This is a genomic window from Actinoallomurus acanthiterrae (assembly GCF_054775715.1).
Genome location: NZ_BAAHCO010000001.1, coordinates 1,868,270 through 1,894,408 on the forward strand (window position 1 = coordinate 1,868,270; position 26,139 = coordinate 1,894,408).

Below are 26,139 nucleotides of genomic sequence, written 5' to 3' on the forward strand. Positions count from 1 at the left end.
CCGACGGTCGTCGGTCACCTCGAACCACCCGAGTCCACGCTGGATAGGCTCCTCGGGTGGAAGACGACACCGAGGCACCGTCGAGCGAACTCTGTGGCGCTCTGGCCCCCGACGACTGGATGGACGACTTCGGGTGGCCGCGATGCGACCTGCCCGCCGACCACGGCGGTTGGCATCAGGAGGTGTCGAGCGGCGCTCACTGGTACGGAGAGGACTAGGCGGCGTCGTCAGGCGGCGGCGAAGAACGCCCGGACGGTGAAGCCGATCCACTCGGGGTTGGCCCAGGAGCTCCAGCGGGCGCGGGCCTCCTGATCGAGCCGGTCCACGGCCTCCTCGACGGAGGTGCCCGCCGTCTTGAGGTCGGTGACGCGTTCGCGGACGTGGGCGAGGTAGTCGCGGACGTCGCGGATGAGTCCGATGTCGGTGACCTCACCGTGTCCGGGCACGACCGTCCGGGGACCGATCGCCAGCAGCTCGTCGAGGACCTCGATCCAGCGACCGCCGTCCACGTCGGTGTCGTACGGCGGCATGTAGGGCGCGATGGGGAACATCCGCGTCTCGATCAGGTCGCCGCCGAAGAGCACGTCGCCGTCGACGAGCACCGTCTGGTCGCCAACGGTGTGCGCCGGGCCCCACTCGCGCAGCACCGCGGTGCGCCCGCCGAGGTCGAGCCGCGCCTCGCCCGCATAGGTGACGTCGGGGTCGACGAACTCCACGTCCGCCAGTTCGGCGGCGATGTTCTCGCTCAGGCCCTTGAACATGTCCAGGTACGCGGCGCCCTTGCGCCGAAGCTCCTCGTGCTGTGCCCGGTTGTAGATGATCGTGGCCGAGCCGCGGAACGCCTGCGCGCCGAACCCGTGTTCGGGGTGGAAGTGCGTGAGCGTCAGGTACAGCCGCCGGCCGTCCGCCAGGCGCTCGGCCTGGTCGAGCACGTACGCGCCGTTGCGGGGGCCGACGCCGGTGTCGACGACGAGCACGGCGCGCTCGCCGACGACGATGCCCACGTTGGGGACGATCGGGACGCGCCGATCCGGGATCACGAACACGCCGTCGGCGACCTCGACGGGCTCGCCCCGCACGATCGGCGCGGGCGCGGAGCTGAGGTCGGGAGGCGTCTGGCCTGCGGCGGACTCGGGAACGCTCATCGGGAGACTCCAATCTGAGCAACGTTCAGTTCGTGCCCCGAACGTAACACACAATCTGAACGGTATTAAGATCGGGCCATGGCCGACCGCCCGTACCACCATGGCGACCTCCGTACCGCCCTCCTCGACACCGCCGAGGCCCTGATCCGGGAGCGAGGCGTCGACGGGTGGTCGCTGCGCGAGGTCAGCGTCCGCGTCGGCGTCAGCCCGAGCGCCGCCTACCACCACTTCGCCTCGCGTGACGCGCTCGTACGGGCCCTGGCACAGCGACTGCTCGCCCAGCTCGGCGAACGCCTGAGCGACGCGGTCGAACGCGCGCACGCGGTCGAACGCGCGCACGGGGACGAACGCGCGCACGGAGACGGCGCGGAAGCCCTGGTCGCCCTCGGGCGAGGCTACGTGCGCTGGGCCCTGGAGGATCCCGCCGTGCCCCGGTTGGTGTTCAGGGCGGGGGGCGGCGATCCGTCGGGTCCGCACCCGCACCACATCCTCGCCGCGGAGCTCGACCGCCTGGTCGAATCCGGCGACCTGCCCGCTGCGGCCAGGCCCGGAGCCGACTTCGTGGTCTGGGCGGCCGTGCACGGCCTCGCGGTCCTGCTCGTCGACGGCCTGATGCGCCTCGACACCCCCCAGGCCGTGGACGACCAGGCGGAGCGCGTCGTCCGCTCCACACTGATCGGCCTGGCCCGGCAGACACCCCCTCCGCAGGGCTGGCCCACCGCCCGCTCCGACTACACCGAACGCGCCGCTCCCGACGGCCAGGCCGGGTAGTCGACGTAGCCGCGCGCCCCGCCGGAGTAGTGGGTGTCCCGGTCGCTGCCGGCCGTCGCGTGCCCCAGGGCGAACCGGCCGACCAGGTCGGGGTTGGCGATGAAGAGCCGGGCGAAGGACACGGCGTCGGCGATCCCCGCCTCGACGATCGCGTCACCCGTCTCCCGGTCGAAGCCGTTATTGGCGATCAGCGGCCCGTCGAAGAGCTTGCGGTACCGGGCGAAGGCGTCGAAGCCGGGCTCGCCGCGCGCCGGGCCGCGGAGGTGCAGGTACGCGAGCGGGCGTCCGTTCAGCTCGGCCACGAGGGCGTCGTAGCCCGCAAGCGTCCGTTCGTCGGCGTTCCAGGGGTAGTCGCCGCCCTGTCGGCCGGCGGAGGGATCGTCGTCGATGGTCCAGTACGGCGACAGCCGTACGCCGACACGCCGCCCGTCCCACGCCGCCGTCACCGCGTCGACCACCTCGAAGAGCAGACGGTCCCGGCCGATGCCGTATCCGTCGGCCCGCCGGTTGAGCCGGGGATTGAGGAACTGCGCGATCAGGTGCGTTCCGTTGGCGGCGATCTCGACACCGTCGAACCCGGCCCGCCGCGCGTTCCCGGACGCGGCGCCGTAGTCCGCGATCGTGCGCTCGACGTCCGCGAGGGTCATCTCCCGCTCGCCGAGGGACTGGACCCCGGCGTGCCAGAGCTGCAGGACGATGCGACCGCCCAGGGCGTGCACGACCCGCGTGACCCGGCTCCAGGCGGCGACCTGCCGTTCGGTGTAGATGCCGGGAACGTTCGGATAGCAGCCGATGGCCCGCTCGCTCGTCCAGGTGCCCTCGGCGACGATCAGACCGGCGCCGGCCCGCTGCCCGTAGTAGGCGGCGTGCAGGTCGGTCGGCGCCAGGTCCTCGCCGGCCGCGCGGCACCGCGTCAACGGCGCCATGACGACCCGGTTCGGCAGCCGGAGGTCGCCGAGCGTCACCGGCTGCAGCAATGCCCGGTCCCCGCCCCACTCGTTAGTCTGCTCCTGTCGGCTCATTGACCTTTCTCCCTCGTCGCTCGCTGATCGGTGGCACGAGACAGACGGAGCGCGACGGTGAAAGGTGACCGATGGACGAGCACGATGGGCTGGCGGAGCGGTTCGAGGCGCATCGCGAGCAGTTGCGCGCGGTGGCCTACCGGATGCTGGGCTCCCTGAGCGAGGCGGACGACGCGGTCCAGGAGACCTGGCTCCGGCTCAGCCGCACCGACCTCAGCGGCATCGAGAGTCTGGAGGCCTGGCTCCGTACGGTGGTGTCCCGGCTCTGCCTCGACATGCTGCGCACGCGAACGTCCCGCCGGGAGGACCCGCTCGGATGGCACGTGCCCGCCCCGGCGGGGGACGACGATCCCGAGCGGGAGGCGGTCCTCGTCGAATCGGTCGGCCGCGCGATGCTCGTGGTGCTGGACCGGCTCCCGCCCGCCGAACGCGTCGCCTTCGTGCTCCACGACCTGTTCGCCGTACCGTTCGACCAGATCGCCCCCATCGTCGAGCGCACCCCGGTCGCGGCCAAGAAGCTCGCCAGCCGGGCACGGCACCGGGTGCGCGGCGCCGACACGGTGCCGGACGCGGAGCTCGGCCGGCAGCGGCACGTCGTCGAGGCCTTCCTCGCCGCCGCCCGCAGCGGCGACCTGCACGCCCTGCTCGCCGTCCTGGCCCCGGACGTCGTACGCCGCGCCGACCCCATGGTGCTGACACCGGGCCGCGACACGGTCGCCCGCGGCGCGGACACGGTGGCCCGCGAGACGCTGGTCTTCGGCCGCCGCGCGAGGTACGCGGAGCCGGCCCTGGTCGACGGCCGGGTCGGCGCCGTGATCGCCCCACACGGCCGCCTGCTCCTCGCCCTCACGATCAGGACGGAGGGGGACCGCGTCGCCGAGTACGACATCATCGCCGACCCGTCACGCCTGCAGAGACTCGACCTCGCGGTCCTGAGTCCCCCGGGCGGCGAGCGCACTGAGTAAGAACACACGAAGAGCGCTTTCACGGAAAGTGTGTACATCAATCCATAGAGTTACGCCACGATATCTTCGTGCAGATACCGCCGCCGTCTGTGACCGGATTCATCGACGAGTCGATCCATGTCAACGCCGACTTGTACGCGATAGGCGTTGTCCTCGCCGATCCGAGGCAATCCGAGGAGGTCCGCCGGCGCCTTACACGGCTCATCCCGGCCGCGCGACCACCGCACTGGTCCCAGGAGGATGCGACGACCAGGACCGCGCTGGTGAGCACGATCGCTGAGCTGCCGATGCAGGCACGGGTCTACGCTTGCCGCTTCGAATCGGCGCGCCGCCAGGAGGCCGCCCGTGCGAGGGCATTGACCTGGCTGGTGCAGGAACTGCCCGCCGAGGTGCGACACATGATCGTCGCCGCTCGCGAAGCAACACAGGATCGCCGCGACCGCAGGGTGCTCGGCGGCCTCGCGGGGCGTCCACCCAGGTTCAAGTACGAGCACGCGCCCTACTCGAAGGAACCGCTCCTCTGGGTGGCCGACACCGTGGTCAGCTGTACGGCAAAGCAGCTGGCGTGCGGCGATGACCCGTTGCGGCCCGCTCACGCCTTTGCTGGAGGCCACGGGCTGTGAAGCACAGTGTTGACCGTGAGAACCGCGAAGGCCGGGCCACCACCTGCGGAGGTTAACCCGGCCTCACTTCATGACCCCGAGTGGGTCATGCACCACTCATAGTAGTCAGGTCGTCTCGGATGTCAATGCATATCGGAGCGATCGTAGGGGCTGCGTTTGCGGTCCAAGCGATGAGCGCGACGAGTGAGTCAGGTGGGTAGGGAGGCGAGCCAACCGGTGAGGAGTTCGTTGACCTCCTTCTGGCGCTCCTGCTGGATCCAGTGGCCGGTGTCGTCGAGTAGGTGCGAGGAGATCAGGCCCGGCATGGTGGTGGGGTAGGCCTTGATGGCGTCGGCCATCCAGGTGGTGGAGGCGTCCAGCGCGCCGCCGACGAACAGGGACGGCTGGGTGATGGGGGCGCCGTCGAAGTCGGCGAGGTCCTCCCAGTCGCGGTCCATGTTCCGGTAGCGGCCGAGGGCCCCGCTCATGCCGGTCCGTTCGAATTCCCCTGCGTAGAGATCAAGGTCGTCCTCGCTGAGCCAGGCGGGCAGCCGGTCGGTGGGGAAGCGGTCGCGCAGCGTCCCGCCCTTGGAGACGAAGTGCGGGTCCGGGGCGTCGGCGGATGGCATGGTGTCGGCGGACAGGGCGGCGTAGATGCCGGCGAGCCAGCCGCGGACGTCCGGTTCGATCTCGGCCTCGGCCCGGCCGGGCGCCTGGAAGTAGCTGATGTAGAACTCATCGTCGCCGCCGACCTGCGCGAAGACCTCGGTGGGCCGTGGCCCGCCGCGCGGGGCGTACGGCACGCTCAGCAAGCCGACCGCCCGGAAGACGTCAGGCCGGATCAGGGCGGAGTTGGCGGCGATGGGCGAGCCCCAGTCGTGGCCCACGATCACCGCCGTCTGCTCGCCCAGCGCGTGGACCACGGCGACGTTGTCCTCGACCAGTTCCAGCATCCGGTACGCGGCCACGTCCTCCGGCTTGGAGGAGCGGCCATAGCCACGGACGTCGATGGCGACGGCCCGGTAACCGGCCGCGGCCAGGGCCGGCAACTGGTGGCGCCAGGAGTACCACGACTCGGGGAACCCGTGCACCAGCAGCACCAGCGGCCCGGAGCCCTGCTCCACCAGGTGGATGCGGCCGGCGGAAGACGAGACCAGGCGATGTGTGACCGCCGTGGCGGGAGCGGACTGCGGCATCGATCCTCCAAAGCCGTTGACGCTTCGAGTGTGAACCACGGCCGGCGCACCGGCCGATGGCTCTCACGTCGATCGTCCGCCGTACGGTATCGCCGCCGCGAATCCCGTTGCCACTTCGGCAAACCGCTGGTCCGTGAGCCGCAGCGGTCGCGAAGGGATCTATGGTGAACGCGTGTCTGAGTCATCACCGCGTCGGTTGCCCCGAGGGCGTTACGCGCTTTCGCGGGAGGAAGTAGAGCGCATACAGCGATCGCGGCTGTGTGCGGCGATGGCGGAGTCGATGGCCGAGAAGGGGTACGTGGCCACCTCCGTCGCCGACGTACTCCAGCGGTCCGGCGTGTCGCGGCAGAGCTTCTACCAGGTGTTCGATTCGAAGCTCGACTGTTTCATGGCAGCCTTCGACACGGCGGGTGACCTGCTGATACGGCACCTGCTGGAGATGGTGGGCGCCGAGGAGCACGGCGTGCCCGGTCCGGGGATGGCCGGTGATCCGCTGCAGAGGTTCGAGAAGGCGTTCACCGCCTACCTCGAAGCGCTCGCGATCGAGCCGGCCTACACGCGGTTGTTCCTGATCGAGGTGTACGCCGCCGGGCCCGAGGCCATGCGACGGCGGAGCGAGCTGCAGGCCGTCATCGTCGCCGCGTTCGCCGACCTGATGGGGGTCACCGACGAGGCGGGCCGGTTCACCTGCCAGCTGATCGTCGCGGCGACCAGCACCCTGGTGACCAAGGCGGTCGCCGACAACGACCTCGACGCGCTGCGGGCCATCGGACCGCCGATGATCGAGCACGTCCGTACCCTCTGGCAGGCCGGTGCCTTCGGACAATCGGCCGGTCGGCCCGAATCATCGTGATCCGGCGGGCGTGCCGCTGACATCGCTTCCCGCAATGGCCGTTTCCTGAGACGATCTACCTCAGACGTACGTGGATGTTCTTCTGAGGGGGCAATCTCGGATGGAGCCGCTGCGGGAGGACGATCCGCGTCACGTGGGGCCGTACCGCCTGGAAGGGCGGCTGGGCGGCGGTGGGATGGGGCAGGTGTACCTGGGCCGCTCCCGAGGCGGGCGTCCGGTCGCGGTCAAGGTGGTACGTCCCGAACTGGCCGACGACGCGGGATTCCGCCGCCGGTTCGCCAGTGAGTTCACCGCCGCGCGCAGGGTGGGCGGGTTCTACACCGCGCAGGTGATCCAGGCCGACACCGACGCCGATCCGCCGTGGATGGCCAGCGCCTACATCCCCGGCCCCTCCCTGCACCAGGCCGTGGAGACGTACGGACCGCTGCCGCCCGCGGCGATCGGTGTTCTGGGGGCGGGCCTGACCGAAGGGCTCGCCGCCATCCACGGCTGCGACCTGGTGCACCGCGACCTCAAGCCCTCCAACGTGATCCTGGCCGAGGACGGCCCCCGGGTCATCGACTTCGGCATCGCCCGCGCGCTGGACGCCACCTCGCACACCCTGTCCCGGGTCGTGGTCGGAACCCCGGCGTTCATGTCCCCCGAGCAGGCACGCGGTCGCCAGGTCGGCCCGGCCGGCGACGTGTTCTCCCTGGGGGCGGTGCTGGTGTTCGCCCTCACCGGCCGCAGCCCGTACGGCACCGGTGCGGCGGAGGCGGTCGTCTACCGCGTCGTTCACGATGAGCCCGACCTGACCGGCCTGCCCGCTCACCTCACCGACCTGGTCACCGCCTGCCTGGCCAAGAACCCCGCTGACCGGCCGAGCCTCGCCCAAGTCCTCGACCGGTTCACCGCGTCGACCGAGGCCACCAGCCACTGGCTCCCGTCGGACGTCACCGCGATGATCACCGAACGCCACACGGCCACTCGGGTGCTGACCACCGAACCGGAACCCGTCACCACCGACCCCCTGGGGCGGGCACCTCGGCGCGCGCCGTCGGTCGGCGACGTCAGGCGGGTCCCCGTGACAATGCCCGAGCTGGGAAAATCGGCCACCACGGGCGTCGTCACCCAGTGGCTCAAACAGGAAGGCGACCGGGTGACGGACGGCGAATCATTGTTCGAGTTCAGCGTCGACGGCCTCCTCGCCGAATCCCTCGCCCCCGATTCAGGAACGCTGCTGGAGATCACCGTGGCCACCGGGGAGAGCGCCGAGGTGGGGGCGACGGTCGCCGTCATCACCAGCGACTACCTGGCTCCTGTTAAGGCACGTGCGCTGAAGGCTGTCGAGGGGATGACGGAGGTGACCCTGCCGTGGCTGCCGGGTGAGACCGCCGGCGTGCGGAAGGCGACCGTCATCCACTGGCACAAGAAGGTGGGCGACAAGGTCGCCGCGGACGACCCACTGCTCGAGGTCCGGTCGGTCCGGGGCACCACCGTGATCACCGCACCCGGCAAGGGCGTCCTGTACGCGATCCGACGCCGCGTGGGCCGGTCCGCCCGCACCGGAACCGTGATCGCGGTGGTCGGCGCGCCCGGGGCGACTCCGCCGTCAGAGCCCCTTCCTCGTCCGGTACGGGTCGCCGTGCTGTCCCTCGTATCCCTCCTTCTGGTGTCCCTCGTCGTATGGCTCGTGTGCGTGGCGAGCCCCCTCTACCAGGAAGATGTGCACAAAGCCCAGGTCGGTGGCTGTGTCGAAAGATCGTTTCCGGTACGCGACAAGCAGATCGACATTCTGCACAGGAAATGGTTCACGATGCCGTGCTCCCTGATGAAGGTGCGTGCGTTCTTCGGCTCCGAGAAGGGCCGCAACGCTTACTTCACGGTGCTCTACCGCGACCCTCCCGGGGAGTGCTCCCGTTCCGTCGCAGACTGGTCCGACGGCAACGACCTCGAGGCGGGCTGGGGCGACATGACCCTGTGCCTGAGGAAGCTCTGAAGACAGGGAAGTCTTCCGGCATCATCCTGGACGCGTGGATCGAAGCTTGGTGGAGGACGCGGAGGGGAATGCCCTGACGGCGTTCCTGCCGGCCGCGTGCGTCGCGGACGTGCCGGACGACGCGCCGATGCCCGCGGCCCTGGTCGCGGTCTGGTGTGGCCGGCATCTGTTGCTGGTCTACGACCGCTTCCGTGGGCAATGGGAACTGCCCGGCGGCCGGATCGACCCGGGCGAGACGCCGCTCCACCGACGGCACCCGCCAGGCCGACTCGGCGCGGCTTCCCGTGTGAAGGGCAAGTGGCCTTGCCGAGACCATCGGCCCTGAAATCAAGTTGTGCGAGCGCGCCGGCCACCCCCAGGATCTGCCCATGACCAAGATGACTGTCTCTCTGCCGTTGTCCCACACCGTCCGATCGGTGCGGGGCCAGCAGCAGACCGGCCGACCGTGGAGGCCTACGCTCTCCCGAGCGTGATCGCCGCCCTGGTCGCGGGCCTGTTCGCCGGCGATGGCATCGCCATGCCGGTCGGAGCGGTCGCGACATACCTGGTGGCCCTCACCGCTCGCACCACCCTGCGGATCGGCACCTTCGCCGCACTCGGTGTCGCAACCGCGGACGGCCTGTATGCGCTGATCGCCGCGCTGGCGGGCTCAGCAGTCACCTCCGTGATCCAACCGATCATGACACCCCTGCGCTGGGTCTCGGCCCTGGTCCTGATCGCACTGGCAGTCCGGTCCGCCACCCGAGCGATCCGCCGGCACCGCAAGCCCCAGGCGGTAACCCAGGCCGGCGAGACACCGATCAGTCCCGGCCGGGCCTACCTGGCGCTCCTGGGACTGACCATGATGAATCCCATCACCGTCATCTACTTCGCCGCTCTCGTACTCGGCGACCAGAGCACGGCCGCACCAGATCACCTCCAACAAACGGTGTTCGTCCTCGCCGCGTTCGCCGCATCCGCCAGCTGGCAACTGCTCTTGGCCGGCGGCGGAGCACTGCTCGGCCGGGCATTGACCGGCAAACGAGGGCGGCTCATCACGACCGTGACCTCCAGCACCGTGATCTGCGCCCTCGCCCTGCACCTGCTCACCACCGCCCACTGAGCGTTCACCGAACACGCGACAAACGTTGTTGCTTCCGACTGACGTACGCATTCCACAGCGCCGGGCTCCACGTGGCCAGCGCGGTCCCAGTGTCGGAGAGGATCGGATCGTGTCGAACATCTTCACGGACTTCATCCGGGTCTACGCGCGGCCTGATAGCCACATCAACGAGGTCGAGGCGCAGTGGATCGCCTGGATGCTGCTCGGGCCCGGAGGCTCCTACTGGGTCCCCGTCGACATCCGATGCGGGCCGGAGGGACGCTACGCCGATATTCAGTACGGCTCCGGCAAGAGCCCCTCGATCGTGGATTTCTGTGATGACTACATCGGATACCGCTACAGCACGATCTGGGGGCGGCACTTCAACGAGGGCGGCACTCAGGATGTGATCTGGCAGGACGACGTCAACAACGGACCACGCCGGTTCTGCCGGTACGGCTTCGACGAAGTCCGCGTGACCACCGTGGACGGGCGACCACCCGCCGTGCCGGAGGCGTCGTGGCAGCGGCATCGCGAGGGCACCTGGCGGCTTCGGGTCGCCGGCAGCTACCGCACCGGCAACGAGCGTTCCGCTGACGTCGGGCCTTCCGCTACACCCACCGCGGATCTGCCGGATCCGGACCCAGAGCTCCTGCCACTACCGACACCGACCACTCCGACCACCGACGGCGAGGAATTGGTGGGCATCGACCCGCCCTGGCTCGCCCCTCTCGCCGACGGCCACCCGGCCGCCACGCTGATCGAGTTTCACTGGCGAGGCCGGCTCGTGCATCGGGCTTCGTTCCAGATGATCGAGCGTTACTTCGAAACAAGCCCTGAATGGCACCATCGAGGCGCCGACCACTGGGACAACTGCCTCGACCGTGAGTTCCTCCGATTCGCCGGCGCGACCGACCTTCTCCTCCCCGAGGAAATCTACGAACGCGACCAGAAGGACTGGGAATCAGATACCTGGTACCAGAAGTGATGATCGGCCCTGATAGGTGCTCTGCACGAGGCCTATTCTGCGGTGGAGCTCCGCAGGGGTCCCGGCGGTTACCCAGATTCCCGGCCTGTCGAGCATGTAACCGTGCGCGATATAGCGGTGAGTGTAGGCGCCGAAAAGGATCAGCCAGCCCGGATGCGCGCGCCGGAGGCCGTACAGTTCCGCCTCGATGTCCTCGGCTCTCATGAGGCGACCCGGGCCCAGACGACCTTCTGCGTGTTCTCGTGGCGGACGCCCCAGCCGGCCGCGAGCGCGTCGACGATCAGCAGGCCCCGCCCGCCTTCCGCGTCGGAGTCTCCGAACGCGTCCTTGATCTGGGGTTCGGCCGGTGATGAGTCCACCACTTCGATGAGCAGCGCGCCGGCTTCGGGGATCAGCCGGACGGTGAAGTCCTGACCGAGCCTGGCGGCGTTGGCCACCAGCTCACTCGTGACGGTGCTCGCGTCCTCCAGTAGCTCCGTCAGGCCCCATTCCTTTAGCCGGTCCTTGAGTACGAGGCGGGCGCAGGGGGCCGCTGCCGCATTCGGGCTGAGAGAGATTTCATACGGAAGACGCGATTCGATCACGAGACTTCCTCCGCGGTCGACGATTTCTCCTATCCCCCCAGGTCGCTGAGGGGATCGGTTTCTCAGCGTGTCTTGCCGCGGTTACCGTCGATACGGTTTCATCCCTACAGATCCCGACGGTCGAAAGTGGAGGTCAAACCGATGGGACGAGAACGAGAACTCGATCCGCGCGTCTCGGCGATCGCACAGTACGGCTATCGCCTCCGGTATTACCGGAAAAAGGCGAATCTGTCCCAAGATGCATTAGGAGCGCGATTCGGGGTGACCGGCCAGATGATCGGTCACATCGAGACCGCCAAGCGCCCGACCAGTCCGGAGATGTCCAAGGGCTTCGACGACCTCTTCGGCCTCGACGCCTACTTCGAGGAGCTCTGGTGGCACGTCCGCCGCGAACAGACCCCCAGCTGGTTCCGCGACTACGTCGCGGCTGAGGGCCGTGCCGCGTCCATCCGCCTCTTCGATCCGCTGCTGATCACAGGGCTGCTCCAGACCGAGGCGTACGCACGAGAGGTACTGCGCGCCGGACAGCCGGATGACAAGCTGGAGCAACTCGTGGCCGCTCGGCTGGCCCGCCAAGAGATCCTCGAACGAGAGGATCCGCCCTGGCTGGTCTTCGTCATCTCCGAGTCAGCGCTTCGGCGCGTCGTGGGTGGTCCCGACGTCATGCGCGAGCAGTACGCGCGGCTGCTTGAGCTGGCGGAGCGGCCGAACATCACGATCCATGTCCTGCCGGACGATGCACCCGTTTACCCGTCCGGGGGCTTCACCATCTTTAGCTTCGAGGAGGCACCCGACCTGGGGTATGCCGAGGCCGTTAATGGCCACGGCCCTCTGATCGAGCAGCGCAAGCCGATCGAGGGACTTAAAGTGATGTTCGACCTGATCAGATCTGCGGCTCTGCCGGCGGCGGCGTCGGCTGATCTGATCCGAGCCCTGATGGAAGGGACGTGAGCCGTGATGGATTTCCCCTCCCTCGACTGGCGAAAGAGCACCCGCAGCGGTCAGGAAGGCGGCACCTGTGTCGAGGTCGCAGTCCTCGGCCACGACAACCGGTCCGATGCATAACCAGGAGTCTCCGATGAGCTCAGTCCTGGTGGATTGGCGTCGAAGCAGCCACAGCGGTCAGGAAGGCGGAGAGTGTGTGGAGGCCGCCCTCCTCTGGCAGAAGAGCAGTCGCAGTGGTCATGACGGCGGAGAGTGCGTCGAGGTCGCTGTAGTCAGGGCCTGACGGTCATTCGGTCGTGAGGGCGACGGTCGGGGGGAGGCGGGCTGCTCGGACGGCGGGGTAGAGGCCTGCGAGCATGCCGACGATCAGGGTCGCCGCGAAGGCACCGCCTGGGGCCCAGGCCGGCACAGTCGGTGGCCAGCCTTGCCAGGTCGCGTAGCCGATCGTGACGGCTGTGCCGATGGCCAGGCCTGCCGTGCCGCCGAGGGCCGACAGGATGAGCGACTCCGCGAGGAACTGGGTGCGGATCTGGGCGCGGGTCGCGCCCAGGGAGCGCCGCAGGCCGATTTCGCCCCGGCGTTCCAGGACCGAGATGACCATTGTGTTGGCGACGCCCACGCCGCCGACCAGCAGCGCCACCGCGCCCAGGCCGAGCAGCAGCGTCGTGAACGTTCCGGCGGCGGCCGCGCGGGCGGCGAGTGCGTCCGAGGGGCGTGACACCGCGACCTGCTCCGGGTGCTCCGGGTTCACCGTGCGCGGGAGCACGTCCCGTACGGCGCCGACCGAACTGTCGGGGGAACGCTCGTAGAGCGTGGTCGGGTGGCCGTCGAAGCCCAGATGCGTACGAGCCGCCGCGAAGCCGACCAATGCGGCGCGGTCGATCTCGGGGGCGAGGGGGAGCGGATCGAGGATGCCGATGACGGTGAACCAGCGGTTCCCGACCCAGACGGGCATGCCGACGCGGTCGACGCCGAGTCGTTCCGCCGACACCGCGCCGAGGACGACAGCGGGGTAGCGGGCGGTCGCCTCGTTGAGCCACGTGCCGGTACGAACCCGCCCGCCGAGCGTGTGGAGCAGTTCCAAAGTGGTGGCCTCGACCGTGATGCCGCCGGTCTCCTCACGCGGGATGCGGTCGGTGCGGCGGACGGTGGCGGACAGGTCGCCGGTCGCGCTCACCGTCGTGACGGGGCCGATCCGGCCCACCACCGCGGCCGCGTCTACCGGGAGCGTCGTCGCGCCTCCGCTGATCGTCTCGGCCGCCTTGACGCGGAGCAGGTTGGTGCCGAGCCGGTCGAGTTGCCGCAGCAGACGTTCCTGACCCGACGCGGAGATGCCGATCACCGCGACCATGGTGGCGATGCCGATCGCGATTCCCAGGGCCGACAGGGCGACGCGGGCGGGCCGGGACCGCAGTCCTGACGCGCCGGTGCGCGCGACGTCGCGGGGGCGGAGCCGGGCAGGGGCGAGTGGTGCCGTCACCGTGGTTCGTCCTTCGTCAGCGCGGCGACGCGGCGATGCCCCGCGCCGGTTCCGTCGTCGGCGGTGACGCGGCCGTCGCGCATTCGTACGCGGCGCGGGCACCACTCGGCGATCTCGGGGTCGTGGGTGATGAGGACGACCGTCGTCCCCCGTACGTGCAGGTCGCGGAGTACGGCCAGAACCTCGGAGCCCGAGGCCGAGTCGAGGCTGCCGGTCGGCTCGTCGGCCAGGAGCAGCGGAGGGTCGCCGGCCACCGCACGGGCGATCGCGACCCGCTGCTGCTCGCCGCCGGACAACTGGTGCGGCCGGTGGTCGAGGCGGTGGCCGAGGCCGACGCGTTCCAGGGCGGCGCGGGCGCGTTCGCGGCGGAGGCGCGGGGCCATGCCGGTGTACAGCAGTCCGTCGGCGACGTTGTCGAGCGCGGACGTACCGGCGGCGAGGTGGAACCGCTGGAAGACGAAGCCGAGGTACGTGGCGCGCAGCGCCGACAGCCGCCGGTCGCCCCGGCGCCCGGAACCCGGTGCCGACACGTCGTGTCCGGCGATGCGCACGGTGCCCGACGACGGCCGGTCCAGCGTGCCGATCAGGTGGAGCAGCGTCGACTTGCCCGAGCCGGACGGGCCGACGATGGCGAGCAGTTCGCCGGGCTCGACGGCCAGGTCGACCCCGCGCAGGGCCTCCACTCGGCCGTGGCGTTTGGTCACGCCCTCGACTTCGATGATGGGGGTCATGGGGCGGGCACCTCGACGTTCATGCCGGGGGTCAGTCCTGTCCTGGAGATCTCCGCCCGGCCGTGGCGTTTGCTCACGCCCTCCGCTTCGACGATGAGCGTCATGGGGCGGGCTCCCCGACGTTCATGCCGGGGGTCAGTGCCGCCCGGGAGATCTCCACTCGGCCGTGGCGTTTGGTCACGCCCTCCGCTTCGACGATGAGCGTCACTGGGCCGGCACCCCGACCTTCATGCCGGGCGTCAGGCCCGCCCCGGAGATCTCCACCCGGCCGCCGCCGTACATGCCGGTCGTCACGGCGACGATCCGCCGCGTACCGCCCGGGTCGACGACCTCGACGCCGAACCCGCCTTCCCGCAGTGCCAGCAGGGCCTCGACCGGCACGCTCAGCACGTCACTGCGGCGGCGGCTCTCCATCGTCACCGTCACCGGTGCCTGGTCCAGCGTGCTCGACCGCTTCCCGCCGGTCAGTGTGATCTCGACGTCGATGGTCGCCGACGGGCTCTGGCCCGATGTGGGAGTGTCGCCCTGGGTGTTCTTCTTGTGGGCGACGGTTCCCACCGAGGTGATCCGTCCGGTCGCGGTCGCGCCGCCGGGGAGCTGCACGGAGACGGTACGGCCCTTCTGGGCCGTCTCCTGCTCGTCGGCGTCCAGGTCGACGTGGACGACGTGGTGGGTGCCGGTGACGGACAGGACCGGCCGCCCGGGGCCGATCCGGTCGCCGACCGCCGCCTTCGCCTCGACGACCCGGGCGTCGGACGGCAGGAACACGACCTGCGCGGCGTCGACCGACCCGGTCTGCTTCAGGCCCTTGTCCTTCTGCCAGCGGCGTACGGCCCGAGCGGTCGCGGCGGAGAACGTCCGGTCCACGGTCAGCCCGTCGCCGTACCCGAGGTCCTGGAGGGCGTTCTCCAACTGTCGTACGTCGGGGCCGGCCGTGACGCCCGGCCCGAGTGTCCGGTACAGGGGCACGGTGCCGTGCATCAGCACCACGGGCCGACGGTCGACCGCGTACAGAGTGCCGCCCTGCCTGACCACCCGGCCCTGGGAGGGGACCGACGTGACCGTACCGGCGGCCTGTGCGGTGATCCGGCGTTCGGCGGCATACGTCAGCGTGCCGTCCACCGTGATCGTGTCGATCAGGTCGCCGCGCCTGATGTCGGCGGCCGACAGCGCCGTCCGATCGGGGGACCGCGGGCCCTGCTCCCCGGAGTCGAAGAGGAGGGCGCCACCGGCCACCCCCGCCGCCACGAGCGCCACGGCGCCGATGACGAACGGGACGCGTCTCATCCGCCCGTGCCCATCGTCTTGCCGCATTCCTTCATCGCCGCCTCCATCCGGGCCTTGTTCTTCACGCCGCTCAGATCCGGCGGCGGTCCGCCGAGGGAGCCGGGCTTGGGATCGGGCCAGTCGAAGCCGCGTGCGCGCATGCACCGGGCGAGCTTCAGGAACCGGTCCCGGGTCTGCGGGTCGTTCGGGTCGACTACGTAGCCGCCCATCGCCTTGTGCCACTGGGCGCAGGCGTCCATCGCGTGCTGCGGGATCGCGATGCCGCCCGAGGGGATCTTCTTCGGGTCGTCGGGGTAGTTGGGCACGCCGTTCTGCCGCAGGCAGCGCGCGTACATCAGCCGGGCCTTCTCGGGCGAGAGGGACGCCGATGCCCGCGCACGGGCAGAGGCCTTCCCGCCTCCCGCGCTGGCGACGCCGTCGCCGGACCCGCCGCCGCCACACGCGGCGACCAGCAAGAACGGCAGGACGAGCAGGGACGATGTGCGTTTCATGGACAACTCCTCGGTGTCTCAGAGGCGGTTGAGGGCATGCGGAAGTACCCGCCGGTCATCGTCGGGACCGGCGAGAGGTCGAGCTCTCAGGAGCGCGCGATCGGACCCGGCGGAACGGGCGCGATCGACAGGTGTTCGCCGGTCAGGGCCGCGCCGGGCAGTCCTTGGAGCGCGGCCATGGGTGCGGGTCACGGCCGGGTGCGGCGACCAGGAGTGCCTTCCCTGGTTCGGTCAGCCATCCTTCGTGGACGTGCCAGGAGGCGGGTACGTCGGAGCGGGGTCCCTTCAGCGGCACCGCGAAGACGCCGATCACGACGCCGCGCCGGCTCAGCATCGACCGCACCTCGCCGACGGTCCGGTTGGCGAAGGACTCGCACTGCAGCGGCTCGCCGAGGTTGTTCAGCTGCCCGAACGCCACGAACCGCTCGCCGGGCCGCCCCTTCCGGCCGAGCATGACGCGCGCCTTGCCGCGATATCCCACCGGGATCTTCAACCCGATCGCGCAGCTCCAGGAGTCCTCACAACCTCCCGGGCGGGTGATGGGCGAGATCAGGTCCTTCCGGCGGGCGATCTCCTCATTGGTCAGGCCGTTGTATCTCTGGTCGAAGGGCGGCATGACGGATCCGACGAGACCCGGCGACACCGGTTTCACCGTGAGGGAGACGTTGATGCCGCGGTCGCGGAGCTCCTTGGCGTACCGGGCCGGATCGGCGAAGAGCTGTTTGACGGTGATGACGTAGTAGCCGCCCTCCTGCCGGATGTCGAGGGCGTTCGCCGCATGGGGACCGAGTACCCCGGGCAGCATCCAGCTGACCGCCACGGCACAGGCCGCGAACGCGGCGATGAGCGGCACGGCGAACCGGCGCCGCAACAGGCGAGAACGCGTACGAACGACGGAGCGGGCCGGGGCGTCGGTCGTGATCTCCCGCAGCAGTTCGCGCGCTCCCGTGGTCATTCCGGGGCCGGGGTCGGGGGCGATCCGGGCGACCAGGCGGTCGATATCCCGCTTCATCGGCGCTCCTCCACGAGTGCGGTGGCCCGCGAGCCGTACCGGGTGACGTCGAGCCCGGCCGAGTCGAGCTCCTTGGCGAGGCGCTTGCGGGCGCGGTGCAGCTGGACGCGTACGGCGCCGCGCGACCGGCCCAGGACCGTGGCGGCCTCGGATGGGGTGAGGCCTTCCCAGCCGACCAGCGAAAGCAACTCGCGGTCGTCGTCGCCGAGCCGCCGGAACGCCGTGCGGACCGCGTCGACGTCCTGGCCGCCGGCGGCGTTTCCTCGGCCCACGCGCTCAGCTCCGCCCGCAGCCTCGTGGCGAGGGCGGTACGCCGGGACTCCCCGCGCCGGTGGTTGGCGAGCACCCGCCGCGCCACGCCGTACAGCCACAGCCGGGCCTCGTCGCCGTCCGGGATGTCGGCCACCCGGCGCCAGGCGGTCGCGAACGTCTCGGCGATCGCGTCCGCCGCGTCGTCCGGAGAGTCGGTCCGCCGCCGGACGTAGCTGAGCACGGCCGCGTAGTGCGCCATGTACACCGCCTCGAAACGCTGCTCGGGGTCGGGTGGACCCATGCCACGGTCCTTCCGATGGGGGCTCGTCGACCAAGCAGATGTCCGGATATCGAGGACTGTTACATGGCTTTTAGCGATCTCCTACCGTTCGTGGCCCGAGGTCAGCCAGCCGGTGTAGTCGCGGACGGCCCGTTCGACGCTGTACGCGGGCTCGAAGCCGGTGTCCTCCCGCAGGCGGGTGATGTCGAGGTAGACGTCCTGTGCCGGAGCGCCCGGGCTGCGGCCGTCCGGCAGGTCGATCGCCGGGGCGTCCGGGAGGACGGTCCGGATGGCGGTGACGACCTCGGCATTGGTCGTCACCCGGCCGGAGCCCACGTTGTACGTGCGATGGTTCAGGTTCTCGGCCGTCTGGAGGAGGGCGATGGCCCGGCCGCAGTCCTTGACGTAGCAGTAGTCGCCCCCGTCGCCTGCGTACGCGGGGCGGCGCGGCGCCGAGAAGTCCGGCACCTCGCCCCGTACGGCGGCGTGGATGAGGCCGGGCACCGCGAAGAACACCGACTCCGGGCGGCCGAGCGGCCCCCAGATCCCCGCGATGCGGAGGTTGACCAGGTCCAGGTCGGACCGCTCGGCGGCCGAGGTCGCCAGGAGCTCGGCGCTCTTCTTGAACGCGGGGATCGGGTGGGGCGCCGTCATGGGCAGGGGCGCGTCCTCCTGGAACGGGACGTCGTCGACGCCGGCGTAGACGCCGATCGTGCTGGCGACGCAGACGCGCCGCACGCCCCACGCCGAGGCGGCCCGCAGCGCGTTGAGCAGGCCCCGCAGGTTGACCTCGAATTCGTCGACCGGGTCCAGGGCCCCGATGGACGCACTGGCGAGATGCACGATCCCGGTGATCTCGTGGCGCTCGCCGAGGCCAAGGAACGCCTCCCGGTCGGTGACGTCGAGGTCTTCCACGACGATCCGTTCGTCGAGGAAGGCGGGGATCCGGGCCGTACGGCGCCGGGTGAGCACACAGGACTCGCCGAGGTCGAGCAGTGCGCGGGCGGTGTGGGAGCCGATGAAGCCGAGCCCACCGGTGATGAGGATCATGGTCGTCCTTAAACCGAAGTCATTAGTGTGCTAATGAGACGGTAGCGGGAAGGTCATTAGCATGCAATCGACCTCTAGGATCGGTACGTGGAAGAGTTCCTGACCCTGCTCACCCAGGCGCACAAGCTGCTGGCCGCCGCCTCCGACGAGGCGATGAGCCGCCACGGCGTCCGGATCGGCCAGAACCTCATCCTCGAGGTGCTCTGGGACACCGACGGCCTGACGCCCGGCGAGATCGCCGCCCGCGCCCGCCTCCCGATCACCACTCCGACGATCGTGAACACCGCCACGCGCATGGAGGCCGCCGGCCTGCTCACCCGCCGCCGCGACCCGAACGACGGCCGCCTCGTCCGCCTCTACCTCACCGACCGCGCCCGCGCCGCCCAGCGCCCGATCCAGGAGGCGCGGGCGGGGCTGGAGGAGCACGCCACCGCCACCCTCACTGACGAAGAGCGCCGCCATCTCCGCAACGCTCTCACCAAGATCATCAGTCGACTCGCCGCAAATCCGGTCGATTCGGAAGGATGACCTTGTTCGTCGAGGAGTCGTCGCGAATATCTACATCCGCTGACGGCGTTCTAGCGCTCTGCGCCGAAGTGTTCCCTGACGAGCCCGTGCCTGACCGCGCGCGTCTCGTACTTGAGGACGTTTTCGCTGCGGGTGAGGAGTCTTCCTGGGGCTTTCTTTCGGATGCGTTAGGTTCGGCGGCGGGTCGTGAGCCGGCCGCTCAGCGCTGTTGTTCGCGCGCCTGGCCTGGAAGGACTCCAGGAACAGCTTGAGGATGAGGCCCGGCGGTCCCAGGATCAGCACGATACCGGCGAGGATCATGACGCCCGCGAAGAAACTGCGCAGGATGAGCGACTCGGAGACGGCCACCTCAGGATGGGCCGAGTCGTAGCGGATCCGCACCCGAGCACCCACGGGTTTATCGCCGTTGGCCCACATCTCGTGCTGGGTGCCGTCTGCGGCGGTGAACCTGACGGTCATCTTGGTCACGGTGCTGCCCGGAGCGGCGTGAAGCGTTTGCTTGGAGATCACCGTGCCGACGGCGGTCCGTCCGCGCGCGGACAGGGCCGAGTCGTCGCTGAGTTCCCGAACGCCGTCGCGTATGACGCCGCTGCCGATCGTGATGAAGAAGACCGCGACCGCGACTCCCAGCAGCTTCACGACGACCGACGCGAGGGGCAGCGACCACCTCGCCGACCGTCGCAATCCCGACCTCCTGCGCTTCGGGTGTGGTGTCCCACACCACCGCGCGGGATCAGGGTTCGCCATCGAGCGTAAACCGCGACCGGCAGGTACTCAATGGCTCGGCCGATCCTGACCACCTACGTGCGGGTGGCGAACACACCCGGCACGCGACCGCCACCGGCCGGCGCCCTTACCTCACGACGCCGGTGCGGTCCGTCGGCTCATCCGACGGTCGATGACATGCGCGACGGCACCCGCGACCATGAACAGCGGGCACAAGGCGAGAACTACGCCCCCCACCATCTTCCATACCGCCAAGAAGTGGCGCTTCGTCAGCGACTCCGTGACGGCCACGTCGGGATCGGCGGGGTCGTACAGGACGCGTATCTGGGCACCCACGTGGTGGTCGCCGCCGACGCCCACCACATGCACGGTGCCGTCGGCGGCGGTGAACCTGACCTTCATCGGCTTGGCGTCGGTGACGATCGGCATGTGCCCGCGTACCTGCTTGGCGACCACTGTGGCGACGGCGGTCCGCCCATGTCGGTTCAAGGCCGAGGCGTCGTCGTACGCCCGCGACCCACTGCGTACGATGCCGATGGCCCCCGTGATGACGAAGACGGCGGACGCCACAGCCAGCAGTCCCGCGGGGATCGCGGCCAGCCATAGCGCCCACTTCGTCGACCGTCGCATTCCGACTCCCTGCGTTGCGCACCATCGCTCAGGACGAGGGCCTGCCGTCGAGCCTAAACCGGGTCCGTCGGGTGCTCAATGGCGTCCGAAGGTGGCGCCCCCGCCGGTCGGGCATCGATGATGACCTCCACAAGGAACCGTGCACGCTCCGGGAGGGGTGTTGGAGCTTCGGGACATCGAGATCTTCCTGATGCTGGCGCAGGAACTGCATTTCGGCCGTACGGCCGAGCGGCTGTGCGTCACCCCGGCCCGGGTCAGCCAGTCGATCAAGAAGCAGGAGCGCCGGCTCGGCGCGCCGCTGTTCGATCGCACCTCGCGGGTGGTGCGGCTGACGTCGGCCGGGGAGCAGCTGTATCGCGACCTCAATGCCGGTTACCGGCAGATCATGGACGGGCTCGAAGCCGTGTCCGCCGCCACTCGCGGCACTTCCGGCACCCTGACGCTGGGCACCATGGGCCTGCAGGCCTGGATGATCAGGGGGATCGTCGACATGTTCCGGGAACGCTGTCCTGCGGTCCGGCTCGAACACCGCGACATCAACCCGGTCGACCCTCTCGCGTTGTTTCGCTCCGGCGAGATCGACATCGGTCATGTCTGGCTGCCGGTCCGCGAGCCCGACCTGACCATCGGCCCGGTCACCCACACGTCGGCGATCGTCCTCGTGCTCGCCACCACTCACCCTTACGCGTCCCGCGAGTCGGTCTGCCTGGAGGATTACGGCGACCTCACCTTCGTCGCGCACAGGTCCCCGATCCCCGCGTACATGGAGGAGGTGTTCCAGCCGTTCCACACGCCCGCGGGCCGCCCCATCGCCCGGGGCCCGGTCATCGGGAACTGGGACGAGCAGCTGAAAGTGGTGAGCGCCGGGCAGGCCGTCATCGCGTCCGCGGCGGAGGCGGCCCGCTTCTACTCCTGGCCCAACCTCGCCTTTCTCCCCGTCCGCGATGCCCCACCGTTCTCCTGGGCCCTGGTCTGGCGCACCGCCGCGGAGAACCCGCTCATCCAGGCCTTCGCCCAGGCCGCCGCCGACGCCGTACGCCTCACAGCGCAGGATGACTCGATCACCCTCGGCGACGACTCATGAGGCGGAGGGCGGGGCGTTCTACGGCGTAGAAGCCGAGTGTCGCGGCCGCGATGGTCAGGGCGGTGATGACGGGGAACTCGGTGAGGAAGTCGCCGGTGAAGGCGACGTGGCCGGTGGCCTTGTACCAGGTGACGGAGACCGCGACCTGCCAGAGGAAGACGCCGTAGGAGACGCGGCCCAGGAAGCGCATGACGCGGTTGCCGAGGATCCGGTCGATACCGGAAGGGGAGGACAGCGCCACGGGGGCGACGAAGAAGGCCGCGACCAGGCCGTACAGCAGGACGCGCAGTTCCGACGTCCAGGTCGTGTCGAGGGTGGCCAGGTCGGAGGGGCCGGTGAGCGGCGAGGCGGCGACGCAGTAGAGCACGCCGGCGACGGCCCAGCAGGTGCCCCAGGACCGCGCGACCGTACGGCAGAACCGGACCGGTGCCGCCGCGCCCGTACGGGCCCAGACGGTCACCACGGACAGCGCCATGCCGATCGCGAACCAGGCGAAGTAGCGCGGCACCAGCACGCCCAGCTGGATCGACAGGTGCGGCGTGAACATGAAGATCGTGAAGACGAACGACACCGCCGCGTACGCCGCGATGCCACGCAGCAGGCGGCGGGCCCGCCGGTCGGTCTCCGCCTCCCTGCGGGCGTAGCGTCCGAGAAGGGCGGCGGTGACGGGCAGCAACGCGTACCAGGCGGCCTCGACCGTGAGGCTCCACATCTGGCCGAGCCCCGACGGGCCGAGGTAGGTGCCCCACCACGGGTGCGGGTCGTAGGTGTACGTGAGGGTCAGCAGCTTCAGCCACGTCCACGGGTCGCGCGTGTGGTCCGTCAGGATCGTGGCCATGACGAAGCCGACGACGAGCCAGTACGCCGGCAGGATCCGCACGGCGCGCCGCCACAGGTAGCGGCCCGTACGCGGCCGGCGGTGCCCGTCGAGGAGCAGTTCCGCAGCCCACGGGCGGTACAGCAGCAGGCCGGACAGGGTGAAGAAGACCGGTACGCCGATCGCGCCGCCGGACAGCAGGTAGGCCGTCGCGTCGTGCTTGAACGTGTGGCCGGTGTCGGCGGCGACGTGGAAGACCAGCACCGCGAGCGCGGCGACGGCCCGGACGCCGTCCAGCGCGTTCTGGTGGCCGGAGATCGCCGGGAGGCCCGTGACCGGCGCGGATCGCGTCGTGGTCATGGCGCCTTGCGGAGTACGAGCAGCAGGTTCCAGGTGAGGACCTCGCGGACGCCGGGCACCCGCACGACCGGGGCGGCCCAGCCGGGGAGGTAGCGCGGCGTCGCCGCCTCGACGGTGACGCCGTCGCGGGCGTGCGCCCAGCGGAGGGCGGCGGCGACCGAGACGGGGTGGAGACTGTGGCCGTACCGGTTCTTGGGCGGCCGGCCGTGCCGCCGCTCGTACCGCCGGGCGGCCCGGTGCCCGCCGAGGTAGTGCCAGGGCGAGGTCTCGTGGCCGCCCCAGGGGGACAGCCAGTTGGTGAAGGCGAGGAAGACGACGCCGCCGGGGCGGACGACGCGGACCATCTCGTCGCCCATCCGCCACGGATCTGGAACGTGTTCCAGGACGTTCGAGGAGAAGCACACGTCGACGGAGCCGGAGGCGAGCGGCAGGCTCAGCGCGGTGCCGAAGACGGAGCCGGGCGGCGGCGGGCCGTGGCGGGTCAGCTCACCGGCGTCGCACTCGACGCCGACGCACCGGGCGCCCGCGTCGCGCAGCGCGGTGGTGAAGAAGCCGGGGCCGCTGCCGACGTCCGCGATGACCCTGCCGTCGAGGGGCGTGTACCGGCTGAGCTGGGCGATCGTGTCGGCGGCGAGCAGCCGGTAGAACCCCTCCGGGTCGGACTGCTCCTCGCGGAACGCGCGCAGCAGGCGTACCGAGCGGGCGAGCGTCGCCCGGTGAGGAGCGGTCGGCAAAGGGGACCTCCGGGAGCCTGAGGCCAAAATCCTACGCCCGGGTAACGTACTCATCACGACAAACCGGCATAACCACCCATCAATTGCGCGGTCTTCTAGAATCCGGTCTCATTCGTGGCGGGAGGTCAACGTGCGGCGCAACGTCGGAGTGGTCCTGACCGGTGCCGGGGCGTTCTTCCTCGCCTTCGCCGCACTCATGCGGTTCTACGTCGCGGGCCAGGTCATCGCCGCGCCGGCGAACTTCTTCCAGCAGTCCACGCTCGAGGCCTCCAACGCGTCGTACCTGGACACCGCCACGCTGAAGATCCGCAAGGGCGTGCACCTGACGGCGGTCAACACGGTCCGCGGTGACGTACGGGCGGCGAGCGGGAAGATCGCCGTCTGGGACTCCTTCACCTCGATCGAGGACCCGGCCACGAAGAAGAGCGTGGAGATCCAGCAGCAGCGCGCGGCGTTCGACCGCCGCACCGGCACGCTGTACAACGTCCGGGGCGCGTCGGTGGGCGGCGACACGACCGTCCGGCAGTCGGGGATCGGGCTGTTCTGGCCGATCGGCGTGAAGAAGCAGACGTACCAGTACTTCGACCTGTCGACGCAGCGCCCGTGGCCGGCGACGTACGCGGGGGAGGAGCGGATCCAGGGCCTCCGGGCCTACCGCTTCGTCCAGCGGATCCCCCCGACCGTGACCGAGTCCGTCAAGGGCGGGGTCCCCGCCGCCCTGCTCAAGGTGAAGAAGCCGAAGCGGCTCCCGGGCTATGACAAGAAGACCGGGAACGTCGCCGCGGACCGCGTCTACGACGCCACCGTGACGCTCTGGGTCGACCCGCGCACCGGCGGCCAGGTGAGCCAGGAGCAGCGGATCCGCACGGTGCTGCGCACCAGGGACGGGGTGGACCGGCTCGTCGCCGCCGACCTCGACCTGAAGATGACCGACGCGAGCCAGAAGTCCCTCGTGCACATCGTCAAGAGCCAGGCGTTGAAGATCACGCTGCTGCGGATGGTCCTGCCCCTCGGCGGCGCGGGCCTCGGCCTGGTCCTGCTCGTCGTCGGGCTGGTGCTGGCCGTCCCCGGCCGGCAGACCATCATCCCCCTGCCCGACGACACGACGAAGGCGGACGGCCTGAGCCCGGCCGCCCGCCCTCGTTCCGGCGGCTGAATTTGGCCGCCCGCGGCTGATCAGCCGTCGATGCGGTGCTGCGTCCAGAAGGACGTCAGGTCGGTCGAGGTCGCGGCCTGGGCCGCCGCCTTGAACTCGGCCGTCGTCGACACGCCGTACCAGTGCGACTGCGCGTACGAGCGCAGCAGGTTGGCCATCGCCGTCGTCCCGATCACTCGGCCGAGGTCGTGGAGCGCGCACTTGCCGTACGTGTACACGACCGTGCCGTAGCGGCTCGAGTGGGCGTCCCAGTACGCCATCGAGTTGCTGATCTTCTCGGCGGACGACGCCCAGGAGACGCTGTTCCAGCAGCCCGAGCCGCTGATGCCCTGGTACAGGTCGGTGGCGTAGTCGGCGAACGCCTCGTCCAGCCACGGGTCGTTGTACTCGTCGTCGCCGACGATGCCGTACCACCACTGGTGCGCCAGCTCGTGCGCGAGCGCGGTGGAGCTGACCAGGTCGAGGATGAAGCCCGGGTACTCCATGCCGCCGAACCAGAAGTTGTTGTCCAGGATGACGTCGACCTCACCGTACGGGTAGGCCCCGAACCGCCCGCTGTGCGCGTCGACCGCCGACTTCGCCGTGCTCAGCATCGACTGGGCGGAGCTCGAGCTGATCGAGCTCACCCGGTAGACGTTGATCTTCACGCCGTTCGGCGAGGTCCCGGAGACGACGCTGTACGGCCCGGCCCCCCACGCGAAGTCGCGGACCTTCGTCGCGGTCGCCGTCGTGATGGTGCGTCCGGACGACCCGGGCGTGTCCACCGACGTGCCGGTCGCCGGGACGCTGATGGAGGTCGGGTGGTCGAGCGTGACCTTGAAGTCGCTGGCGAGGCTGTAGAACGACTCGCCGTTGTTGGTGTACGGGTCGAGGTGCCAGCCCGCGCCGTCCCGGATCGCCAGCACCGGCAGGGCGTTGCCGATGAAGTTGTACGACCCGTCGCGCCCGAACCGGTCCGCGCCGCTCGGGACGGCGATGCTCAGGTCGAACCCGATCGACCCGCTCTGCCCCTGGCTCAGCGGGCTCGGCAGCGTGACCTTGAGGGCCGTGCAGCTCACCTCGAGCGAGCCGGCGGTGCCGCCGGTGACGTTCGACACCGTGATCGGCGTCGTCGGGCAGCTGCCGTGATAGTTGTCCCACAGCCGCAGGTAGACCTCGGTGAGCGGGGTGGCCGACGCGTTCGTGAAGCTCACGCTCTCGTGCCCGGTCCAGCTCGAACCACTGCTGTTGCTGGTCAGGTTGACCGTGTACGACGGCGTCGCCGGCGTCCGTACGGTGTCCGCGGCCGCCCGTGCCGTGACGTGCGGGGTGGAGGCGTGAGCCGCCACCGCCGGCGTCAGCGCGGTCGCCGCCGAGGCGAGCACCGCGATCAAAGTCTTCTTCACTTGTGA

General features: G+C 70.0%; 31 protein-coding genes and 1 pseudogene. 15 read left to right on the plus strand and 17 right to left on the minus strand.

What is annotated here, in order from left to right; genetic code table 11:
- The first annotated feature begins 56 nt into the window (after positions 1–56).
- Positions 57–218: a hypothetical protein gene (locus ACYVF7_RS09210; protein ID WP_460337753.1), complete on the plus strand. Its 162-nt coding sequence runs from the start codon at positions 57–59 to the stop codon at positions 216–218.
- A gap of 9 nt (positions 219–227) precedes the next feature.
- On the opposite strand, the gene ACYVF7_RS09215 is transcribed toward ACYVF7_RS09210, so the two are convergent.
- The gene (locus tag ACYVF7_RS09215; protein WP_460337756.1) at positions 228–1,145 is read right to left on the minus strand and encodes an MBL fold metallo-hydrolase; all 918 of its coding nucleotides are present in this window, start codon (positions 1,143–1,145) and stop codon (positions 228–230) included.
- A 78-nt stretch (positions 1,146–1,223) separates the two neighbouring features.
- Between ACYVF7_RS09215 and ACYVF7_RS09220 the strand changes: the two genes are divergently transcribed.
- Positions 1,224–1,916, plus strand: a complete 693-nt coding sequence (locus tag ACYVF7_RS09220; RefSeq protein ID WP_460337759.1) for a TetR/AcrR family transcriptional regulator — start codon at positions 1,224–1,226, stop codon at positions 1,914–1,916.
- Here ACYVF7_RS09220 and ACYVF7_RS09225 read toward each other — a convergent pair.
- A complete protein-coding gene (locus ACYVF7_RS09225; protein WP_460337762.1) occupies positions 1,877–2,938 on the minus strand; it encodes an oxidoreductase in 1,062 nt (353 codons plus the stop codon). The two genes, ACYVF7_RS09220 and ACYVF7_RS09225, sit on opposite strands and share 40 nt — an antisense overlap.
- Before the next feature lie 71 nt (positions 2,939–3,009).
- Here ACYVF7_RS09225 and ACYVF7_RS09230 point away from each other — a divergent pair, with 71 nt between their 5' ends.
- Positions 3,010–3,903, plus strand: a complete 894-nt coding sequence (locus ACYVF7_RS09230; RefSeq protein WP_460337765.1) for a sigma-70 family RNA polymerase sigma factor — start codon at positions 3,010–3,012, stop codon at positions 3,901–3,903.
- Positions 3,904–3,992: 89 nt separating this feature from the next.
- Positions 3,993–4,526, plus strand: a complete 534-nt coding sequence (locus ACYVF7_RS09235; RefSeq protein ID WP_460337768.1) for a hypothetical protein — start codon at positions 3,993–3,995, stop codon at positions 4,524–4,526.
- A 188-nt stretch (positions 4,527–4,714) separates the two neighbouring features.
- On the opposite strand, the gene ACYVF7_RS09240 is transcribed toward ACYVF7_RS09235, so the two are convergent.
- The gene (locus tag ACYVF7_RS09240; protein WP_460337771.1) at positions 4,715–5,701 is read right to left on the minus strand and encodes an alpha/beta fold hydrolase; all 987 of its coding nucleotides are present in this window, start codon (positions 5,699–5,701) and stop codon (positions 4,715–4,717) included.
- Between the two features lie 268 nt (positions 5,702–5,969).
- On the opposite strand from ACYVF7_RS09240, the gene ACYVF7_RS09245 reads away from it, so the two are divergent.
- From ACYVF7_RS09245 to ACYVF7_RS09265, 5 genes are all read left to right on the plus strand, one after another.
- Positions 5,970–6,554 (plus strand): TetR/AcrR family transcriptional regulator, encoded by a 585-nt coding sequence (locus ACYVF7_RS09245; protein WP_460337773.1) that lies wholly within the window; start codon positions 5,970–5,972, stop codon positions 6,552–6,554.
- A 100-nt stretch (positions 6,555–6,654) separates the two neighbouring features.
- Positions 6,655–8,532 (plus strand): serine/threonine-protein kinase, encoded by a 1,878-nt coding sequence (locus ACYVF7_RS09250; protein ID WP_460337776.1) that lies wholly within the window; start codon positions 6,655–6,657, stop codon positions 8,530–8,532.
- A 34-nt stretch (positions 8,533–8,566) separates the two neighbouring features.
- Entirely contained in the window at positions 8,567–8,857 is a 291-nt protein-coding gene (locus ACYVF7_RS09255; RefSeq protein ID WP_460337779.1) for an NUDIX hydrolase, read from the plus strand.
- 144 nt (positions 8,858–9,001) lie between these two features.
- A complete protein-coding gene (locus tag ACYVF7_RS09260; RefSeq protein ID WP_460337781.1) occupies positions 9,002–9,634 on the plus strand; it encodes a LysE family transporter in 633 nt (210 codons plus the stop codon).
- A gap of 109 nt (positions 9,635–9,743) precedes the next feature.
- Complete coding sequence (locus ACYVF7_RS09265) at positions 9,744–10,601, plus strand: hypothetical protein (RefSeq protein ID WP_460337784.1); 858 nt, start codon at positions 9,744–9,746, stop codon at positions 10,599–10,601.
- A 200-nt stretch (positions 10,602–10,801) separates the two neighbouring features.
- On the opposite strand, the gene ACYVF7_RS09270 is transcribed toward ACYVF7_RS09265, so the two are convergent.
- Complete coding sequence (locus ACYVF7_RS09270; RefSeq protein WP_460337787.1) at positions 10,802–11,185, minus strand: ATP-binding protein; 384 nt, start codon at positions 11,183–11,185, stop codon at positions 10,802–10,804.
- Positions 11,186–11,311: 126 nt separating this feature from the next.
- On the opposite strand from ACYVF7_RS09270, the gene ACYVF7_RS09275 reads away from it, so the two are divergent.
- The 3 genes from ACYVF7_RS09275 to ACYVF7_RS09285 are packed head-to-tail and all read left to right on the plus strand — an operon-like array spanning position 11,312 to position 12,413.
- Positions 11,312–12,136: a helix-turn-helix domain-containing protein gene (locus ACYVF7_RS09275; RefSeq protein ID WP_460337790.1), complete on the plus strand. Its 825-nt coding sequence runs from the start codon at positions 11,312–11,314 to the stop codon at positions 12,134–12,136.
- Between the two features lie 6 nt (positions 12,137–12,142).
- On the plus strand, positions 12,143–12,250 hold the full coding sequence (locus tag ACYVF7_RS09280) for a DUF397 domain-containing protein (RefSeq protein WP_460357848.1): 108 nt from the start codon (positions 12,143–12,145) through the stop codon (positions 12,248–12,250).
- A 13-nt stretch (positions 12,251–12,263) separates the two neighbouring features.
- The gene (locus ACYVF7_RS09285) at positions 12,264–12,413 is read left to right on the plus strand and encodes a DUF397 domain-containing protein (RefSeq protein ID WP_460337793.1); all 150 of its coding nucleotides are present in this window, start codon (positions 12,264–12,266) and stop codon (positions 12,411–12,413) included.
- 3 nt (positions 12,414–12,416) lie between these two features.
- On the opposite strand, the gene ACYVF7_RS09290 is transcribed toward ACYVF7_RS09285, so the two are convergent.
- The 8 genes and pseudogenes from ACYVF7_RS09290 to ACYVF7_RS09325 all read right to left on the minus strand — a co-directional run bounded on the left by ACYVF7_RS09290 (position 12,417) and on the right by ACYVF7_RS09325 (position 18,713).
- Positions 12,417–13,610 carry an ABC transporter permease gene (locus tag ACYVF7_RS09290; RefSeq protein WP_460337796.1) on the minus strand — a complete coding sequence of 398 codons (1,194 nt, stop codon included), beginning with the start codon at positions 13,608–13,610 and terminating at the stop codon, positions 12,417–12,419.
- Positions 13,607–14,341, minus strand: a complete 735-nt coding sequence (locus tag ACYVF7_RS09295; RefSeq protein WP_460337799.1) for an ABC transporter ATP-binding protein — start codon at positions 14,339–14,341, stop codon at positions 13,607–13,609. Before ACYVF7_RS09295 ends, ACYVF7_RS09290 begins: the two co-directional genes overlap by 4 nt.
- Before the next feature lie 204 nt (positions 14,342–14,545).
- Entirely contained in the window at positions 14,546–15,628 is a 1,083-nt protein-coding gene (locus ACYVF7_RS09300; RefSeq protein WP_460337803.1) for an efflux RND transporter periplasmic adaptor subunit, read from the minus strand.
- A complete protein-coding gene (locus tag ACYVF7_RS09305; RefSeq protein WP_460337806.1) occupies positions 15,625–16,119 on the minus strand; it encodes a hypothetical protein in 495 nt (164 codons plus the stop codon). The genes ACYVF7_RS09300 and ACYVF7_RS09305 overlap by 4 nt, the downstream gene beginning before the upstream one ends.
- A gap of 142 nt (positions 16,120–16,261) precedes the next feature.
- On the minus strand, positions 16,262–17,131 hold the full coding sequence (locus ACYVF7_RS09310) for a hypothetical protein (RefSeq protein WP_460337808.1): 870 nt from the start codon (positions 17,129–17,131) through the stop codon (positions 16,262–16,264).
- Positions 17,128–17,403, minus strand: coding sequence for an RNA polymerase sigma factor (locus tag ACYVF7_RS09315; RefSeq protein ID WP_460337811.1), 276 nt, complete (start codon positions 17,401–17,403; stop codon positions 17,128–17,130). The genes ACYVF7_RS09310 and ACYVF7_RS09315 overlap by 4 nt, the downstream gene beginning before the upstream one ends.
- A 98-nt stretch (positions 17,404–17,501) precedes the next feature.
- Positions 17,502–17,684: pseudogene (locus ACYVF7_RS09320) on the minus strand (RNA polymerase sigma factor); the annotation flags it as partial.
- Positions 17,685–17,765: 81 nt separating this feature from the next.
- Positions 17,766–18,713 (minus strand): NAD-dependent epimerase/dehydratase family protein, encoded by a 948-nt coding sequence (locus ACYVF7_RS09325; protein ID WP_460337814.1) that lies wholly within the window; start codon positions 18,711–18,713, stop codon positions 17,766–17,768.
- 87 nt (positions 18,714–18,800) lie between these two features.
- Here ACYVF7_RS09325 and ACYVF7_RS09330 point away from each other — a divergent pair, with 87 nt between their 5' ends.
- Complete coding sequence (locus tag ACYVF7_RS09330) at positions 18,801–19,241, plus strand: MarR family winged helix-turn-helix transcriptional regulator (RefSeq protein ID WP_460337817.1); 441 nt, start codon at positions 18,801–18,803, stop codon at positions 19,239–19,241.
- A 30-nt stretch (positions 19,242–19,271) separates the two neighbouring features.
- Here ACYVF7_RS09330 and ACYVF7_RS09335 read toward each other — a convergent pair whose 3' ends face one another.
- Both ACYVF7_RS09335 and ACYVF7_RS09340 read right to left on the minus strand, forming a co-directional pair.
- Positions 19,272–19,925, minus strand: coding sequence for a DUF3592 domain-containing protein (locus tag ACYVF7_RS09335; protein ID WP_460337820.1), 654 nt, complete (start codon positions 19,923–19,925; stop codon positions 19,272–19,274).
- Between the two features lie 174 nt (positions 19,926–20,099).
- Positions 20,100–20,597 (minus strand): hypothetical protein, encoded by a 498-nt coding sequence (locus ACYVF7_RS09340; protein ID WP_460337823.1) that lies wholly within the window; start codon positions 20,595–20,597, stop codon positions 20,100–20,102.
- 160 nt (positions 20,598–20,757) lie between these two features.
- Between ACYVF7_RS09340 and ACYVF7_RS09345 the strand changes: the two genes are divergently transcribed.
- Positions 20,758–21,681, plus strand: coding sequence for a LysR family transcriptional regulator (locus ACYVF7_RS09345; protein ID WP_460337826.1), 924 nt, complete (start codon positions 20,758–20,760; stop codon positions 21,679–21,681).
- Here ACYVF7_RS09345 and ACYVF7_RS09350 read toward each other — a convergent pair.
- Positions 21,659–22,858 carry an acyltransferase family protein gene (locus ACYVF7_RS09350; RefSeq protein ID WP_460337829.1) on the minus strand — a complete coding sequence of 400 codons (1,200 nt, stop codon included), beginning with the start codon at positions 22,856–22,858 and terminating at the stop codon, positions 21,659–21,661. The two genes, ACYVF7_RS09345 and ACYVF7_RS09350, sit on opposite strands and share 23 nt — an antisense overlap.
- Positions 22,855–23,646: a class I SAM-dependent methyltransferase gene (locus tag ACYVF7_RS09355; RefSeq protein WP_460337832.1), complete on the minus strand. Its 792-nt coding sequence runs from the start codon at positions 23,644–23,646 to the stop codon at positions 22,855–22,857. Before ACYVF7_RS09355 ends, ACYVF7_RS09350 begins: the two co-directional genes overlap by 4 nt.
- Before the next feature lie 76 nt (positions 23,647–23,722).
- Between ACYVF7_RS09355 and ACYVF7_RS09360 the strand changes: the two genes are divergently transcribed.
- On the plus strand, positions 23,723–24,748 hold the full coding sequence (locus ACYVF7_RS09360) for a PorA family protein (RefSeq protein WP_460337835.1): 1,026 nt from the start codon (positions 23,723–23,725) through the stop codon (positions 24,746–24,748).
- Positions 24,749–24,768: 20 nt separating this feature from the next.
- Here the strand turns inward: ACYVF7_RS09360 and ACYVF7_RS09365 are convergent, their stop codons facing one another.
- On the minus strand, positions 24,769–26,133 hold the full coding sequence (locus tag ACYVF7_RS09365; protein ID WP_460337838.1) for a M1 family metallopeptidase: 1,365 nt from the start codon (positions 26,131–26,133) through the stop codon (positions 24,769–24,771).
- Positions 26,134–26,139 lie beyond the last annotated feature (6 nt).